Source organism: Bacillus sp. TH25 (genome assembly GCF_016650935.1).
Classification (GTDB): Bacteria; Bacillota; Bacilli; order Bacillales; family Bacillaceae_G; genus Bacillus_A; species Bacillus_A mycoides.
Window position 1 is genome coordinate 91692 of record NZ_JAEKEU010000039.1, and the last position, 17481, is coordinate 109172.

General features: G+C 34.8%; 17 protein-coding genes and 1 pseudogene. 11 read left to right on the forward strand and 7 right to left on the reverse strand.

What is annotated here, in order from left to right; all coding sequences use genetic code 11:
• Positions 1 to 4: 4 nt before the first annotated feature.
• Both JFT89_RS24315 and JFT89_RS24320 read left to right on the forward strand, forming a co-directional pair.
• A complete protein-coding gene (locus tag JFT89_RS24315; protein WP_201040815.1) occupies positions 5 to 1123 on the forward strand; it encodes a recombinase family protein in 1119 nt (372 codons plus the stop codon).
• A 225-nt stretch (positions 1124 to 1348) separates the two neighbouring features.
• Positions 1349 to 1576 carry a hypothetical protein gene (locus tag JFT89_RS24320; protein ID WP_002089142.1) on the forward strand — a complete coding sequence of 76 codons (228 nt, stop codon included), beginning with the start codon at positions 1349 to 1351 and terminating at the stop codon, positions 1574 to 1576.
• A gap of 34 nt (positions 1577 to 1610) precedes the next feature.
• Here JFT89_RS24320 and JFT89_RS24325 read toward each other — a convergent pair whose 3' ends face one another.
• Genes JFT89_RS24325 through JFT89_RS24335 form a run of 3 tightly spaced genes read right to left on the reverse strand, consistent with a single transcriptional unit; the run spans position 1611 to position 4193 of the window.
• The gene (locus JFT89_RS24325; protein ID WP_002138764.1) at positions 1611 to 2417 is read right to left on the reverse strand and encodes an ABC transporter permease; all 807 of its coding nucleotides are present in this window, start codon (positions 2415 to 2417) and stop codon (positions 1611 to 1613) included.
• Positions 2410 to 3174, reverse strand: a complete 765-nt coding sequence (locus JFT89_RS24330; protein WP_002034467.1) for an ABC transporter ATP-binding protein — start codon at positions 3172 to 3174, stop codon at positions 2410 to 2412. Before JFT89_RS24330 ends, JFT89_RS24325 begins: the two co-directional genes overlap by 8 nt.
• 11 nt (positions 3175 to 3185) lie before the next feature.
• Positions 3186 to 4193 carry an ABC transporter substrate-binding protein gene (locus JFT89_RS24335; protein WP_002067821.1) on the reverse strand — a complete coding sequence of 336 codons (1008 nt, stop codon included), beginning with the start codon at positions 4191 to 4193 and terminating at the stop codon, positions 3186 to 3188.
• A 120-nt stretch (positions 4194 to 4313) separates the two neighbouring features.
• On the opposite strand from JFT89_RS24335, the gene JFT89_RS24340 reads away from it, so the two are divergent.
• The 3 genes and pseudogenes from JFT89_RS24340 (at position 4314) to JFT89_RS24350 (ending at position 5647) form a co-directional block, all read left to right on the forward strand.
• On the forward strand, positions 4314 to 4610 hold the full coding sequence (locus tag JFT89_RS24340; RefSeq protein ID WP_002034469.1) for a DUF3986 family protein: 297 nt from the start codon (positions 4314 to 4316) through the stop codon (positions 4608 to 4610).
• Positions 4565 to 4776, forward strand: a pseudogene (locus JFT89_RS30840) (hypothetical protein). The gene JFT89_RS24340 and the pseudogene JFT89_RS30840 overlap by 46 nt, the downstream one beginning before the upstream one ends.
• A gap of 193 nt (positions 4777 to 4969) precedes the next feature.
• A complete protein-coding gene (locus tag JFT89_RS24350; protein ID WP_201040816.1) occupies positions 4970 to 5647 on the forward strand; it encodes a YwbE family protein in 678 nt (225 codons plus the stop codon).
• 42 nt (positions 5648 to 5689) lie between these two features.
• Here the strand turns inward: JFT89_RS24350 and JFT89_RS24355 are convergent, their stop codons facing one another.
• On the reverse strand, positions 5690 to 6943 hold the full coding sequence (locus JFT89_RS24355; protein ID WP_002067736.1) for a glycosyltransferase family 39 protein: 1254 nt from the start codon (positions 6941 to 6943) through the stop codon (positions 5690 to 5692).
• A 291-nt stretch (positions 6944 to 7234) separates the two neighbouring features.
• Between JFT89_RS24355 and JFT89_RS24360 the strand changes: the two genes are divergently transcribed.
• On the forward strand, positions 7235 to 9301 hold the full coding sequence (locus JFT89_RS24360; RefSeq protein ID WP_016095943.1) for an LTA synthase family protein: 2067 nt from the start codon (positions 7235 to 7237) through the stop codon (positions 9299 to 9301).
• Between the two features lie 212 nt (positions 9302 to 9513).
• Positions 9514 to 9738 carry a peptide ABC transporter permease gene (locus JFT89_RS24365; protein ID WP_206764818.1) on the forward strand — a complete coding sequence of 75 codons (225 nt, stop codon included), beginning with the start codon at positions 9514 to 9516 and terminating at the stop codon, positions 9736 to 9738.
• A gap of 49 nt (positions 9739 to 9787) precedes the next feature.
• Here JFT89_RS24365 and JFT89_RS24370 read toward each other — a convergent pair whose 3' ends face one another.
• Positions 9788 to 10597 (reverse strand): alpha/beta fold hydrolase, encoded by an 810-nt coding sequence (locus JFT89_RS24370; RefSeq protein ID WP_002067739.1) that lies wholly within the window; start codon positions 10595 to 10597, stop codon positions 9788 to 9790.
• A 21-nt stretch (positions 10598 to 10618) separates the two neighbouring features.
• Positions 10619 to 12646 carry a catalase gene (locus tag JFT89_RS24375; protein ID WP_002067740.1) on the reverse strand — a complete coding sequence of 676 codons (2028 nt, stop codon included), beginning with the start codon at positions 12644 to 12646 and terminating at the stop codon, positions 10619 to 10621.
• Positions 12647 to 12818: 172 nt separating this feature from the next.
• Between JFT89_RS24375 and JFT89_RS24380 the strand changes: the two genes are divergently transcribed.
• The 4 genes from JFT89_RS24380 to JFT89_RS24395 all read left to right on the forward strand — a co-directional run bounded on the left by JFT89_RS24380 (position 12819) and on the right by JFT89_RS24395 (position 16952).
• A complete protein-coding gene (locus JFT89_RS24380) occupies positions 12819 to 14048 on the forward strand; it encodes an ATP-binding protein (protein ID WP_002067741.1) in 1230 nt (409 codons plus the stop codon).
• Between the two features lie 25 nt (positions 14049 to 14073).
• Positions 14074 to 15291 (forward strand): ATP-binding protein, encoded by a 1218-nt coding sequence (locus tag JFT89_RS24385; protein WP_002067742.1) that lies wholly within the window; start codon positions 14074 to 14076, stop codon positions 15289 to 15291.
• A 318-nt stretch (positions 15292 to 15609) separates the two neighbouring features.
• Positions 15610 to 15933 (forward strand): iron-sulfur cluster biosynthesis family protein, encoded by a 324-nt coding sequence (locus tag JFT89_RS24390; protein ID WP_002089124.1) that lies wholly within the window; start codon positions 15610 to 15612, stop codon positions 15931 to 15933.
• 113 nt (positions 15934 to 16046) lie between these two features.
• A complete protein-coding gene (locus tag JFT89_RS24395; protein WP_002067744.1) occupies positions 16047 to 16952 on the forward strand; it encodes a DMT family transporter in 906 nt (301 codons plus the stop codon).
• 28 nt (positions 16953 to 16980) lie between these two features.
• Here JFT89_RS24395 and JFT89_RS24400 read toward each other — a convergent pair whose 3' ends face one another.
• Positions 16981 to 17202, reverse strand: coding sequence for a hypothetical protein (locus tag JFT89_RS24400; RefSeq protein WP_002067746.1), 222 nt, complete (start codon positions 17200 to 17202; stop codon positions 16981 to 16983).
• Positions 17203 to 17481: the final 279 nt, after the last annotated feature.

Here is a 17481-nt window from a genome sequence, read left to right on the forward strand (position 1 = left end):
GCGTATGAAGAAACTATATGGCAAGTTAGTGTGTTTTATGATTTCAACGGGCTTAGTAGCTGGATGTGATATGTCGGAGCAAACTTCGAAAAGAGAGAAAAAAGATGTGTGCGAAACGACAGAAGAATGCACACAAATAGGTGATAAAACACTTCAAAAAGTATATAAAAAGATAGATGGACTTTCAGAACTTGAAGTACTAGAGGATTATGATTTAGAAGGACATTCAAGTAACGATATGAAAGAAGCAGAAATGAAAAAAAAGGATGATGAAAATTATTTCTTTTTAGCTTCTTATTATATTGATGGTGATGAAATTGTAGATCCTTATTTCGATAAACTAGATCGCAAACGATTGAATAAGGCTTTTGCGGAGGAGAAGGACGCGAAAGAAGAAGTATTAAAGCAACGTCAAGATAGGGATTATCATGAATCGTTATGGGAGATGTATAGCACGCTTATTCCTGCTAAGTATCGCACTGACATAAAAGAGTTTGATATGGTAACAGATGGATACGATGGAATTGTGGCTCATGTTATGCCAAGTATGGAGTATCCGAAAGAGTGGACCATTAGTTTAGATACGCTTGATTCTGCAGTAAATATCGATCAAGTGATGAAAACATTAATACATGAGACGGCTCACGTATTGACGCTGGGACATAAACAAATACCAGTAAATGAAAAGTACTTAAAGGCTTTTGAAGAAGATAAGGATATTTTATCATACCAAAATAAATGTAAATCTCTTTTCTTACAAGAAGGATGTGCGAAGGAGAGCTCTTATATAAATCAATTTTATAATTCTTTCTGGAAACCAATTGACCAGGAGTGGACAGAAAAGAAAGTGGAAGAAAGCGAAGAAGCTCAAATTGAATTTTTTAAGGAAAAGCATGGTGAGTTTGTTTCACTGTATGGGACGACAAATGTAGCAGAGGATATTGCGGATACATTTACAGCGTTTATTTTACAAGATTCAAAAAAGGTGAAAGAAGGAACAGAATTAAAATATAAAAAAATTGCCTTCTTCTATCAATTCTCCGAGCTTGTAAAAATGAGAGCGGAAGTGTTAGCTGGGTTATATGATGTGTCGAAAACGATGGAACAACCAAGTGGACACTAATGCGAATTATGTGTTCGATATATTTTAGCCAAGGGAAAACGTGAAGAATTGTAGTTCTTTGCGTTTCTTCAAGTTGATAAAATTGAAAATTCTGTCTTTTTTAAAAAAGAAGAAGGAACTTAATCATTAAAATAGAATTAGTATAAAAACGTCACAAATTAGACACAATTATAATGCGCATAGTATAGGGGCTATAAGTTTACTCTCGAGGAGGTAATGAAACGTATGAAAACGATTCTTGCTGTTGCTGGTCTCATTTGGGTAATGTCTCACGGTTTTCCGATTTTTGAAGGGGAGCAAATTCGTAGTGCATTAAATAAAGAGTTTAATGATTATCATATTATTGATCGAAAAGATAATGTCGTTACGGTGCGTGTGAAAGATTGTTTCCATACAGTTACGGTTGCTAATGGGAATGTTACAGATGATTCGAAAATGTGTGATAAAAGGTAGAAGAAAGAAGCTGACTCTAGCGTATCGCTCTAAGTCAGCTTTTTTTTCGTTTTCCAATAAGGAGTTTTTCAAATGCCTCGACAAATACATACATAAGAGTTGCGAGGACACAAGTGAGCAATACACTGAGTAAGACGAGTGTGAAGTTAAAGACTTGGAATCCGTAGCTAATTAAATAGCCAAGCCCTTGTTTAGAAACGAGGAGTTCCCCGAAAATAACACCGACCCATGATAAGCCAACATTCACTTTTAACGTTGAAATAATTGCAGGGAAAGATGAAGGGAGAATAACGTGCTTATAGCATTGCCATTTATTTGCGCCAAATGTGTCCATGACCTTAATATAGTTGGAATCGACTTCTTGAAATGCGCTGTAAATAACGAGAATGGTAATGATGATAGAGATGATTACCCCCATTGCGATAGAGGATGAAATATTTGGACCGAAAATAACAATGATGATTGGACCGAGTGCAACTTTTGGCATTGCATTTAGGACGACGAGATAAGGATCAAGTACGCGGGCCAAAAGTGGCATCCACCAAAGGAGAGTAGCAATAATAGCTCCAAGTACAGTTCCGAGAATGAAGCCTACTCCTGTTTCAAGTAATGTCGTCCATATGTGGACCCAAAGTGAACCGTCAATCCATTTCGTTAAAAAGAGATCCCAAATACTTGAAGGAGAGCTAAAGAGTAAAGGATCAATCCATTCTTTTTTACTCGCTATTTCCCATAGTGCAAAGAAAAGAACAAGAAGTACAAGTTGTAAAGAGCGAGCTAACCATGCATGTTGTCTTTCTTTTTTTCGAAACTGTTCATGTAGTTGTTTTATATTATCCAAGTCGTTCCAACTCCTTCCATATTTCTTGGAAGAGGGATGGGAAGTCATGGTGGTGGCGTGCTTCTAACGGCGATAAGGAACGGATACTTTCTGGGACGATGAATGTTTTTGCGATTTTTCCAGGGTTCGCCTGCAGCAAATAAATACGATCACTCATCGCAATTGCTTCTTCAATATCATGTGTCACAAGTAGGGATGTTTTCTTATAGTTACGTAGTAATGTGAAGACGAGATCTTCTAGTTTTAACTTTGTTTGATAATCAAGAGCGGAAAATGGTTCATCTAACAATAAAATTTTTGGGTCGGTCGCTAATGTTCGAACGAGTGCAGCACGTTGGCGCATACCACCGGATAGTTCACGAGGGTATTGCTGTTCTATATCATATAGGCCGACTTGTTTTAAAAGCTTTAATGTATGTTCTTTCGTATTTTCATCATAAACCTTCCGAATATGAAGTCCGAGCATAATATTTTCTTCAATTGTTTTCCACGGAAACAAGTAATCTTGCTGGAGCATATAGCCCATAGAGGGGGTCTTAGTTGTAATCGGTTCACCATCTAAAAATACGATACCTTCAATTGGATCGAGTAGACCTGCGATGATGGAGAGGAGCGTTGTTTTTCCGCAACCACTTGGACCAAGGATTGAAATAAATTCGCCTTCTTCTACTTGCAAACTCATATCTTCAAGAATAAGTTTGGCATTTTCTTTTGCAAAAAAGCAGTGAGAAACGTTACGTATTTGTAAAAAGCTCATACACTTCGCCTCTATTTCTTAATAACGCTTTCGGCAATTTTTGTATTGACGAGCGCTTCATGTGGAACTTCTTTTTGTAATTCACCAGATTCTTTCATAATCGTTTGGAGTTGTTTCCATTCTACCTCATCTAATAATGGATTTGTCGCATATGAATGTTGTTTTTTGTAGCGTTCAATTACTTTTACTGAAATGTCTTTTGAAGTGTCTTTAAATAGTGGTGAAACGGCATCGGCAATCTCTTCTGGACTATGTGTATCAACCCATTGCTGCGCTTTATATAGTGCGCGCGTGAATTTTTCTGCAGCAGCTTTATCTTTCTTTAAGAAACTTTCTTTTGCCATAAACGTTGTATAAGGGACAGTACCAGATTCAGCTCCGAAAGACGCGACGATATAACCTTTTCCTTCTTTTTCAAGTATACTTGCAGTCGGTTCAAAGAGCTGTACAAATTCTCCCGTACCAGATGCAAAGGCATTTGCAATATTAGCAAACTCGATATTTTGAATTAAGTTCGTATCTTTGCGAGGGTCAATGCCATTTTTCTTTAAAACGTATTCACCAACCATTTGCGGCATGCCGCCTTTACGCTGTCCTAAAAACGTAACGCCTTTTACGTCGTTCCAATTAAAAGAGTCTAATTTTTTACGGGAAACTAAAAATGTGCCATCTGTTTGTGTAAGCTGCGCAAAATTAATGACAGGATCTTTTGCTCCTTGTTGATGAACATAAATAGACGTTTCTGAACCAACGAGAGCAATATCAATTCCGCCAGATAAAAGGGTGGTCATCGTTTTATCTCCGCCAGCTGTTGTTTGTAAGTCAATATTTAAGCCTTCATCTTTAAAAAATCCTTTTTCAATTCCAACATATAATGGTGCGTAGAAAAGAGAGTGTGTAACTTCGCCAACGCGAATTTTTTGAGCTTGTTCTTTCGTACTTTCCTTTGTACTACTACAAGCAGCGAATGTGAAAACAGCTAGTAACGTGATGCAAAAAACGGTAATTAATTTTTTCACTATATGACACCTCCTAGAAGTCAATCTACAAGCATAATATGTGGGTAAGTGCCCATATGTGAGTATAGATAGCAGGAATTTTTCGGGTAATAAAGAAGTACAAATATAAGGGGTGATAAAATGGATTACGAATACGATGATAGCGTACATTTACATCTTGATTATTTCGGAACTGAATGTGATATGGAATCGATTGCTTATAAGAGGAAGCATGAAGACGTGTGGGATGTGTATTTTAATTTTGGAGTATACGGTCTTCAGAAAGAGGAGATAGAGACAGGTCGGTTTATGGACGAATATGCTGGTTATTACGTTTTTTCTGTACATGCTCGTGATTTGAGCTGGGAGTTTGGAAGTGCTCAGTTTGAGGAATGGGTTTTGAAGAACCATATAGTAGAAAGAACACTTCAAAAATAGGGAGGAATTTTGTGTTTGAATTTCTCATCTTATTGCTTAAGGGAAATGGATTCATATGTGGCTAGACATGACTATGAAAAAGGGTCCGAGATTAGATTTGTTTGATTTTGTACTTATAGTAATCGTAAGTATCATATGGAAAATATGGATGCTTCCTCTTGTATAGTAAACATGCTAATCATCGTATCCTAATAAATAACGAGAAGAACCTGTCACATGACAGGTTCTTCTCTATTTGGAGCATGTAGTGTTACATGGAAAATCCAATGTATACGACAAATTACGACAAAGGGGTTTATACATATTTGTTATTCTATTAAAGGTCATTATTTGTAATGTATATATAGGAGGATTTTTTAATGTTAAAAAAATTATTATTATTTTTACTTACGGGCTTATGTGTAGTTGTTTTAACAGCTTGTAAAGATGAAGAGGAAAAGCTGAAAGCAGCGGAAGAACAGAAAATAGATGAGAAGAAAGTTGAAGAAGGTAAGAAGATAGAAGAGCAGCAAAAAGCAGAGGAAGAAAAACGTAAGCAAGAAGAGCAGCAAAAAGTAGAAGAAGAAAAACGTAAGCAAGAAGAGCAACAAAGGGCAGAGGAAGAAAAGCGTAAGCAAGAAGAGCAGCAAAGGGCAGAGGAAGAAAAGCGTAAGCAAGAAGAGCAGCAAAGAGTAGAGGAAGAAAAACGTAAGCAGGAAGAGCAGCAAAGAGTAGAGGAAGAAAAACGTAAGCAAGAAGAGCAGCAAAGAGTAGAGGAAGAGAAACGTAAGCAAGAAGAGCAGAAGGCTCAGCAACAGCAGTCGGCACAACAAGAGAGAACACAGAAACAAGAAAAAACAACAGAAGCAACAGGTGGGAAACCGACAAGATCACAAATTTCGGTTGGTTCACATGTGGTTATTCAATTAGATAAAGATTATAGTAAAACAGTGAGCGGTGTTGTGAAAGATATTTTAACAAACACGGAAACACATACGTACGGAATTAAAGTCCGATTACAAGATGGACAAATTGGCCGTGTTCAAAGTGTTGGATAAATAAAAAAAGAGGTCGTCCATTTTTGGACGACCTCTTTTTTATTATGCTTGGCTAGTGCGGAAAAATGGAAGCTTCTGCACAGTGTAAACTAACCCATATGCAAGAATTAAGCACATAAGAGGGTTAATGAAAAATCCGTAGCGATTAATTGCTAAGAATAAGTTTGAGAAGATGATGTAAATAACAGAACTTGCTACTAGCATCATAACGCGCTTATGCTTAAATGAATTTAGCATGAAGCAGAAACTGCTCAAGAATGTACCGATGATAAAGACTCTATGACACATTTGTATAAAGTTATGAATACGGTATTGGTCTACAGCAGGAGCTGTTTTGAATAATTCAATTGTTTTACCGACAGTGAACCAAGAGAACCAATATGTGAAGTCCGTTTTAAATCCATTTTTGATTAAATCTTTTGCGTATGCCTCTTTATCATCTAAGCCCTGGGCTTTCATTTGATTAACTACATTTTCATAGCCAATTTTGTTAAACGGATCTGCACCGGCAATTAATGGGTCTGCACCTTGCGTTGAGAATAAGATAAATTGATTGAATGCTAAATAGTTACGAACAACCCAGGCACCGATAATAAGGAACGGACCAATGAGCCATAACAATCCAATTCGAATGGAGTCTTTAAATCCATATGTGAACAAGACGACAAGAACAGGAATAAGCATCATTGGAGCTGGGTTTGGACGGAACATAAGTAAAATAGCAACAACAATTCCAAACCATATATGGAATTTTGTTTTATTGTATTTCCATGCAAGAACAAATACATACACGCTTAACGATAATAAGAATATGGAAGGAACTTCTGTTAGTAATGTACGGAAGTATGTATAGTTACTTGGATAAATAGCATATAAAATACTCGCAACAATTCCATAAATATTCTTTTCAAATAACTCTTTTCCTATTAAGAATACTAATAACACTGTGCAAAGGTTCAGTATCATATTAATGACAGTTGCTACGTAATAGTACGGAAGTGATGTAACATCAGAAATAATCATGGCGCCAGCTAATAATAGCGGCTGACCTGGTGTGATGTATGCATTTTTTCCAGGCACTTCACTAGGTTCTAAATAAACATAGCCAAATACACCATGTTTTAATAATTGTTCGGCTGTTAACGAATAGTTAAAGGCATCATTTGCGCCATATGTTACTTTGACTAACTCTCCATCTAATCCTGGCTGTTTTACTAGACAAAAAACGTGCAGTAGGAAAGAAAGCGCCAAAATTGCATATACCGCTTTAGGTAGATTTTTAAACTTATTTAGCAAAAATGAGCATCTCCTTTTTTATTGTTTCTTTCGTATTTTCATGATAAAACCCTATTAGTATTAAGGTTTTCCAAAACATAGTTATTATATCATAAAGTGGAATGAAGGAATTTAGTTTTTTAAGAATGAATAGTTGGTATTCTAAAAATTAACTGTTGATTAAGGGAGAATTAAGAAACTACAGTTATAGTAGAATCCAGTGTGAAGACGAAATGCATGAAGTATGTTATCTTAATAGAAACTGTTTTTACGGTGCGGGGTGAAATTAATAAACAGAAAAGAGGGAATGAATTGAGGTGTAATTTTTCATTTCATCAGCCAAGAAGAAGTATATTAATTTCAGCGATGTTAAGTGGCCTAGTAACCCTATATGTAATACCCACACTTTTCTTGATTTTAAAATATTTTAGTTTAGATACGATGAAAGATATGTTAAATCAAAAAATTGTCTTAAGTATAATGACAATTTTGATGTGGATTGTACTATTGTATGTTGCGCATTTGAATAAAGATATTGTTAATAAATTTAAACGTATTATTAGGATTTATATTAGAATGTTTTTAGTAGCGCATGTGGTTACTTTGCTTTTTATTTTCACGCAAAATAATATGAATCTCGTAAATACACTGAATTGGATTTACAATTATAACGCACAGTTTATATTTAGTTTAATTATAATTTATGCGATATATGTTTTGGTGTATAACGTGCTTGGGAAAGTTTTTTTGAGTACTATTTTGACAAGCATTTTGCTAATCATTTTGGCTATTGTAAATCACTTCAAAATTGTTTTTAGGGGAGACCCACTATATCCTTCTGATTTTACACAGATTGGACATATGCAATCTGTTATACCAATGGTGATGGATTATTTTAGTTGGGGTTATATTCTTCTCGTTATTGTAAGTGTTGTTGTCTGTATTTTGGCGGGTATGTATGTGAGGAAGTATATTCAAAATGTAAAAGTTCATGTAGGCGTACGAGTTCTATTTATAGTAGGATCTGTTGTTATTTTATATGTGTATGGTAATTTTACGAATACGTTTATGAATAAATGGTTTCAAAAGTCGGGTATAGAGTTCGTTTTGTGGGATCAAAATGAAAATTATGCTTCGAATGGTTTTGTGCTAGGCTTTATAAGTAATTTAGATACGACAGTCATTGAAAAGCCGAAAGATTATTCAAAAGAAAATATGCTTCAAATAGCAAACGATATAAAGAAACAATATAGTAGCAACATAGGGGCGCAGAAACAAAAAGAGAAACCGAATATTATTTTTGTAATGAGTGAGTCGTTTTGGGATCCAACGAAATTAACGAATCTTTCCTTTAGTGAAGATCCTTTACCAAATTTGCATCATTATATAGAAAGTTTTCCTGGTGGACAAACTATTTCTCCTGCATTTGGAGGAAATACTGCAAACGTTGAATTTGAGGCGTTAACGAGTTATTCAATGAGTTTGTTAAAACCTGGATCTATACCATATCAGCAAGTCGTTACAAATAAGGTAGAAATTCCATCTATTCCTCGAGCGTTGAAAAAAGAAGGGTATTATACAAGTGCAATTCATTCGTTCGGTCGCTCATTCTTTAAACGGGATGATGTATATAAAGTGTTAGGGTTTGATAAGTTTAATGCACAAGATACGATGGAAAATGTAGAAGTTGATGGAGATTATATTAGCGATTTATCTATGAGTAAAGAGATAATAGCTGAATTAGAAAAGCAAAAGAAACCTACGTTTGTTCATGCGGTTACAATGCAAAATCATTTTCCATTTACAGAAGGAAGATTTGGCGAAAATCAAATAGAGATTAGTGGTTTAGAAAATGAAGAATCGAAGGCTGAATTAGAGACTTATACAGAAGGTTTAAGACGTTCAGATGAAGCTCTTCAATATTTAATAGAGGAGCTAGATAATTTAGATAGACCTACATTATTAGTATTCTTTGGGGACCATCTCCCATCACTAGGAACAAATAAATCTCTTTATAAAGAGACTGGTTATATAACAAATGAAAAAACGCCAAGTGAACGATTAGCGATGGCGCAAACGCCGTTATTAATGTATGCAAATTTTGATATGCCAAATGACAATTTAGGATTAGTAAGTCCAATTTATTTTTCAAATCTTGTCTTTGATTATGCTGGATTAAATAAGGTACCGTTCTATCAATTTTTATCGAAGTTATATGAAGAAATTCCCGTACTTCGTGATGAATTGAAGATAGGAAAAGACGGAGAAGTAATAAAAAGTTTAACAGAAAAACAAAAAGAAATGTTAAAGCAATATGAGTTTATTCAATATGACTTACTCATCGGAAAGCAATATAGTAAGGATATATTATTTAAATAGGCGACAAAAAAGAACTTGTATACGATACAAGTTCTTTTTTCATAGTATTTAACAGGATAACCAGACAAGCTAGGTTTAGGGAGTATTACTTGTACATTTAGTATAAATTAAAATAGAGTCGTTTTATTGATTGATTTGTGAGAAGTATGTGAATTTTTCGTTTAGTATATAATTGGATAATTTGTTTAATTTTAATAGAATCAGTTCCAGATTTGTTATTAATTTTTAGTTTGCAATTATTTGTTGTATGGATTTATAAACAGACAGGATTTCGAGTTGTTAGTATTTATGCGTTTAACGATGAGCGTGTTTATTTTTTATCTATTCTTTGTATGACAATTGTTCCAACTCTTCATTTTTTCCGCATTATCGTTTTATTTTTAATGGAAGAGAAGAATAAGTCATATGTGGAATTTGCTCGTGCAAAAGGTAGTTAAGAAAAAAGAATTTGCCGTAAGGGCAAATTCTTTTTTTACTGTAAAGGAACTATGAATTTAAAAATTTTATTAGTCCCTTATTTAATTCATCCGCTTGATCGATTGGAGAGCCGTGGCCACTATTTGTAAGAGGATGTAGTTCAGAGTTTTTAATTCGCTCTTTTGTTAGCTCAGCACTTTTATAAGGGATGAGTTGGTCGTGAACACCGTGGAATATTTTTGTTGGGACGTTAATTTTACTTAAGTCTTTCGTTACGTCTTCGTTTGCAGCGGCTTGCAAAATTTTGATGAGAGCATAAGAAGCGGATTGCATACCGAGATAAGAAAACCATTCTAACGTGGCAGCCCCTAAGTTTCTATTAAAAAATGATAAAGATACATCATTAAGAAATTTAGGCAAATTTGCATACATTTGAGCAATCAGAGCATCTGCTTGTTCTTTCGGTACGCCGTAAGGGGATTCTTGGTTTTTCACGAAAGAAGGAGAGACAGCATCCACTAATGCAAGTTTGGAAATACGACGCCCATTATATCGTGACATATACCGAATAGAGAGAGCGCCACCGACTGAGAAGCCGACTAACGTAGCATTTTCTATTTGAAATGCTTCTAATACAATTGCGATATCATCAGCTAAACGATCATAAGTGTAACCAGTCCATGGTTTATCAGATTGCCCGTTTCCGCGAATGTCCATAGCGACGCAGCGAAAACCGTGCTGTGGTAAAACATTGAATTGATATTGAAACATTTGGTGATTTAAAGGCCAGCCGTGTACAAAGAAAACAGTTTTACTGTCAGGACCTGGGTTCATATCTTGCACAAAAATGTGTACATCTTTTTCCACTGTAACGAACATGACGTATCCTCCTCATGTATTTTAATAGGCTCTTTCCCAAAATCGCTGTTTTGTCATTGCCTGAATAAATTCATTCGCAAGTAAGGTAGGATTTTGTTCTGTTATAACGCCAGGTTTTCCTTCGATGTTTAAAGATTGAACAATAGTAGTTCCATTTTGGAAAGCGCCAATTGGCTTAAAGTGATTATACGATTCTACGACGAATGAACTTGCCTTGTTAAGAAAATGATCATTAATATTTCCGCCAATAAGAAGTAGCCCATCATAAAGAAGTGGTGATCCTGTTAAGAAAGTATCATTCACTTCCCACTGTCCATTTTGAGAGCCTTGCACAAAACCTAATCGTTCGGAAATAATAACGGGCTGAAGACCGGCTTGTTTGAATTGATTTATAATATATTGTGCGTTTTGACCGTCATATCCGTTTGCGACAATGACGCCTACTCGTAATGTATTTGGGCTGAATGTTGTATGTTCCATACTTAGTGCTGGTGAGGATTTTGTAACATTTGATTCTTGAACATTTGGTACTGTTGCCCCGACTGCTTCAGCTACTAAAGTAGCTAATTCTGTACTTATATGACCAATCATACCTACGACTTGTTGGCGAACTGATTTACTTTTTACTTTTCCTAATTCAAAGGAAAAGGCCTGCATAATATGGATTTTTTCGACGTGGCTCATACTATTCCAAAATAAACGGGCTTGTGAGAAATGGTCTTTAAAACTAGCGGCTGTTTCTCTTGTTTTATGTCCAGAAACAGTAGAAGGATATGTAACGAAACCGCCTTTCGTACCAGGTACAGTAAAGGGAGAGTTATTAGCTAAAGAGTTATTATGGTAAGCGACTTTTCCTTTATCAATTATATATTTAGACGCACCATCTCTTTGATTGTTATGAAAAGGACATACCGGACGATTAATCGGTAACTCTTGATAGTTTGTACCGACGCGTGCTAATTGTGTATCTGTATAAGAAAATAGTCTACCTTGTAAGAGAGGATCATTTGTAAAATCGATACCGCGGACGATGCTTCCAGGGTGCAGTGCGACTTGTTCTGTTTCCGCAAATACGTTATCAACGTTTCGGTTTAACGTCATTTTTCCGATGATCTTAACAGGGAAGTCTTCTTCCGGCCAAATTTTTGTTGCATCTAATATATCGAAATCGTATTTAAATTCATCCTCTTCTTCTAAAATTTGAACGCCAAGTTCGTACTCAGGATAGTTTCCGGCATTAATATTTTCCCATAAATCACGGCGATGATAATCTGGATCAGCGCCGCCTAGTTTTTGAGCTTCATCCCAAATTAACGAGTGAACGCCAAGCTTTGGCTTCCAGTGGAATTTTACGAATCGTGACTTCCCATGTTTATTAACTAAACGAAATGTATGAACGCCGAACCCTTGCATCATTCGAAAACTTCTCGGAATTGTGCGATCCGACATAATCCACATCATCATCGCAGCTGATTCTTGATTATTGGCGATAAAGTCCCAAAAAGTATCGTGTGCTGTTTGTCCTTGGGGAATCTCATTATGTGGCTCTGGTTTAAGAGCATGAATAAGATCCGGAAATTTAATACCATCTTGAATGAAGAAAATCGGAATGTTATTACCCACTAAATCGAAATTTCCTTCCTCTGTATAAAACTTAACAGCGAATCCTCGTACATCTCGGTTCGTTTCATTTGCACCTTTTGATCCAGCAACTTCAGAAAAACGAATAAAAATAGGTGTCTTTTTAGATGGGTCTTGTAAAAAATGAGCCATTGTTAAGTCTTCTAAAGAATCATATAGCTCAAAAACACCATGTGCTCCGTAACCGCGGGCATGAACGACTCTTTCAGGAATTCGTTCACGGTCAAAATGAGCGAGTTTTTCTCGCATCAGGAAATCTTCTAAAAGTGTAGGACCACGATCGCCGGCGGTTAAAGAGTTTTCATCATTTGAAATTTTGACACCCGTATTCGTTGTCATCTCTTTTCCTTCATTGTTTTTCGTAAAGGATTGTAACTGTTCTATCTTCTTATTTTCACGACCGTCCATATAAAGCACCTCCCATATTATACGTATTATTGTTCATGGTTTTTATGCTTACATATGGTGTGGGGAAGTATATTATCTATGGATTGATTTTCCTCATTTGTTCAATTTATCTTTGTTTGTCTATGAAAATCATTTATTATAATAAATGGTATTCTTTTGAAGGGGTGTTGAAGTGGAAGAGAGTTTTCTATCAGCTAAAGAAGAAAAGAAAAACGCTAAGATTTTCTTATGGGTAATACATGTTATTTTAATTGTATACGAGGTTGCATACGCGATTATATTAGAAGATACAATGCCTTTAGGAAATTGGCATAAAGGGATATGGAAGCTTGCATATATTATGGCTATATTAGGTATTAGTGTTTACTTATTTGAGAGAGAGAAAGCATATTTAGTTAAATATACATATTTATTTGCATACATGATCGCAGAGACTTTTAATATTGGATGGTATGCTTTTCATAATACAATAGCATTTGATGAAGGGAATGTAATTGAATATACTTTCATTTTCTTCGTACCGATCTTTTTGAGTAAAAGATATTTATTTGTTTTAGCGCCATTCCTTATAGGGAAATATATGATATACCTATTTGTATTTGGAGAACTTAACCTGTTTATGTCTCTTGTTATAAATATGGTGTTACTTTTCGTGTCATTTATTATTTTAAATCGATTTTTACAATATCTTTCAGCAGTAAAGGGACGTATTGCAGAGGCAAGTCAGTCACAAAAATTGGCGGTTATCGGAAAAATGGCAGCAACAGTCGGACATGAAATTAAAAACCCACTTGCTTCATTAAAAGGGTTTACGCAATTACAAAAAGAGAAACACGAAAAAGATGCAACATATGAACAAATGATTCTCGAAATCGAAAATATGAATAACATGATTAGTGAATTAATGGAGGTTGCTGCATGTAAACCTTCTGTTTATGAAAAACACATTGTAAGTGATGTTTTAGTACAAGCGGTAGAAAACATGCGCGGAAAAATGAATGAGTTAAATATAAATTGCACCTTTAATGAAGAGCAAAATAGAAGTGAAATTGAATGTGATAAACGAAAATTAAAAGGAGTATTTTTGTATGTTATTAAAAATGCTTTAGAGGCAATGGAACATGGCGGAACATTAAAAATACAAGTTGAAAATAAAAAAAGAGATTATGTAATAGTAAGTATAGTAGATAGTGGTTTTGGGATAAAAAAGGATAATTTAGGACGAGTTAAGGATGCTTTTTATACAACGAAGCAAGATAGAATTGGATTAGGTCTTACGGTAGCAGAGCGAATTGTGACAGAGCATCTTGGAGAATTACACATTTCTAGTGAAGTAAAGAAAGGAACGAGAGTAGAAATACTGCTCCCGAAAAAATGTGAGCGCAATGTGACACAAGATTAAGAGGTGTTGTTAAAGGAGTTATCATATGGAAAAAGGCAATATATTTGAAAAAGAAGAGATAAAGGCATTAATAATATTTTTAAGCTTATTCTTCGTTATATTTTTTGCGTATGATTTTGCTGAAAAAGTTATTGTCCTTTTATCAGATAAAAATCAAAAACTAGCAGATGCTTTTGGAGAAGGATTAGGTTTATGGCTATATAGTTTGATGGTTGGATTATTCTTTATAGGATTTTATTTTATGAAATGGAAAAAGCCGTATATTGTGAAGTATATTATTTTAATTGGCTATAATATATTGGATTTTATTCATAACTTCATTATTTATTACGGAAGTGATGCAGAATTTGATGGCGGGAATATAGTAGAAGGATTCTTTATTTTATTTGCACCGATATTTGTGAATAAGAGGTACTTTTGGTTAGTTGCCGGAACTATTGTTGGAAAATATGCACTTATGGGATTCGTTGTTCAATCCCTTATTGTTCTTATCCCAATAGCATTATATAGCGTGTTTGTTATTATATGTTGGATTATATTTTTAAGATTCCAATCTTACGTTCGTACACTTGAAATGATGGATAAAGAAATACGAAATGTAGAGAAATTGGCAATGGTTGGGAAAATGGCGACAGTAATTGGCGATAAGATTAGAAGACCGTTAGAAAAATTGAAAAAACTTGTGAATAAGCAAGCGAAAAAATATCCAGAAGATAAAATTTATAGTGAAATTATGAGACAGGAAGTAGAGCGAATTCATACAATTGCTACAGAACTAAATGGGTTTGAGAAATCTAAATCGGTAGAATCCGAAACGCATAATATTAAAGAAATCATCTCTTATGTTATCAGGGTTATGGAAAAGCCAGCTTTAGAACAAGGGATAAAAATGCATGCTATTTATAGTAAAGATATACCATCAATTACATGTGAGGAAAAACGATTGAAACAAGTATTTTTTAATTTAATAAAAAATGCGATTGAAGCAATGTCAGTTGGCGGAACTATTACTGTAAAAGTTATAGTGGAAGATGTGATCATTGTTCAAATTATAGATGAGGGATGCGGCATTCCGAAAGATAAAATTCCGAAGCTAAATGAAGCTTTTTACACAACGAAAGAAACTGGAACAGGCTTAGGATTAGTAGTTACGGAAAAAATTATTAAAGATCACCACGGTAAATTGAACTTTGAAAGTGAAGTTGGAGTTGGAACGACTGTTGAGATTATGTTGCCGATTTAATGATAGTGTAAGAGATAAATAGAAAACATCACTTAATCAAAAGTGATGTTTTTTTAAATTGATTTATCCCGCGTTAGCAGGTAGTAAGACTCCCACCTCCAAATTAAGCTGGGACAAAGAAGTTAGGTGGGAGTCGGGCTGCCCGTAAAAGCCTGATTGGCGAGGGCTAATAATCAGAGGGGGATGGATACCTCCCTGATTAAAGTTTCACTTTATCACATATATTTTATAGTAGTCTTAATTTTCTGCATATAAGATTCGAGAAAAATGGTGGTACAATATATAAATGATACGAGAAGAGAGGATGTAGATTCACGCATGTACGTTACTGTAACAGAAGCAGCATATAAAAAGATTATGGATACGATTCCAAGTGAAACGAAATATATAAAGTTATTTTATGATAATGAAGGTTGCGGTTGTGTTATGAGCGGGATTATTGATTTAGTAGCCGTTTCAGAGAAAGATGAGCGCGATGTAGATATCGAATCAAGCGTACTAAACTTTATTGCAGATCGCACAAAGCTTGTATTTATGGATGATAAATTAACAGTTGATTGGCATGAAGTTGGAGGGACTTTCCAGCTGAAGAGCCCAAGCCAGTTTTATAATCCGAATATGAAGTTACATGTTCGAGTATAATGAAGAGAGAAGGAGTATATAATATGCTCCTTTTTCTTATGGATTTTTTCACATAATGAAATGTACATATAGTTGAATTTTCTGTATAATTCTCTTTGCGGAGGGGGTTGCGCATGAAAAGATGGGGAATTGAGTTATTAATTTTAAGTGTCGTTATTATTTGGGGGATTAACTATACGATTGCGAAATATGGACTTTTAGAATTTACAGCAATTGAGTTTACTGCAGTTCGAATGATGACAGCAGCACCACTACTGTTATTACTTACGTTCTTTATCGAAAAGTCACTTTATATGGAGCGAAAAGATATACCAAGATTAATCATCGTTAGCGTTGTAGGTATTGTACTGTATCAAACGTTATTTATGGAAACTGTAAAATACACATCCGCTACAAATGCTTCTTTACTCATATCTATTTCACCTATTTTTACAACTTTATTTGCGATTTTCTTGAAACAAGAAAAATTTTCTTCTCGAAAGTTAGTTGGTTCCATGATTGCCTTTATTGGTGCTACATTAGTTTTAGTAGCGGGGCATTCACTCGCTAGTTCTTTCTACGGAAATGGGATTGGACTTATTACATCAATATGTTGGGGACTTTATCCCGTTTTAGCAGGGCCGCTTATTAAAAAATACTCAGCATTACGTGTTACTGCATGGTCGACATTAGTTGGAGCGATTCCGCTCTTATTGTTAAGTGGTCCACATGTATTTGTCATGCCATTTCACATTACACACGGAATGACACTATTTGCTTTACTATATTCTGTTTTCTTTGTAACAGTATTCGGTTTAGTCATGTGGTATGTTGGTGTACAAAAAATAGGTGCGTCGCACACGATGGTATATATGTATATTACACCGCTTGTAGCGGTTTTATTTGCAGCTATATGGGCAAATGAATATGTATCGTTTCAACAAATAATCGGTGGAATTATCATTTTCTTCGGTCTATGGTTTGTGAAATCGGAGAAAATAGAAGCGCACTCTACCGTACACGAACCTATATCAAAATAGGAAAACAGATTACCTATGATCTGCTTTCCTATTTTTTTATTTTTGGTAAGAAGATGAGAAACAAGATAGCAGTAATAAGTGGAATTAAGTTTAAAAATGGAATACGGAAGAGTGTAATAAGAATAATACCTGGAAGAAGAACACCGAGGACAGCATAGAAAATACTATGTTTTTTCATGTACCAATATAATGAAAGTCCAATAAGTGCAGGAACAATGAGATGAATGAGAGCCATTAAAAAATAAATCATTAGACGCCCCCTTTATTTATGTGTTTATTACATCATATCCGTATGTTCATAGATTGATATCAATTTTTTCATAATTGGACGAAAATGTTTTGAAAAACGTCACATTTATGAGGGATTCTATATTATAAATCTTGTATAATATTATTTCCTAAAAGCATTTAAAAAACATAAACATACTGTTTATGTTTTTTAAATTTGAGTGAAATGAATTTTAAGTAGCATGGACTCGAAAGAAATGAGTTATATAGCTTTGGTTGGATAGATAAAAACTATTGAAGG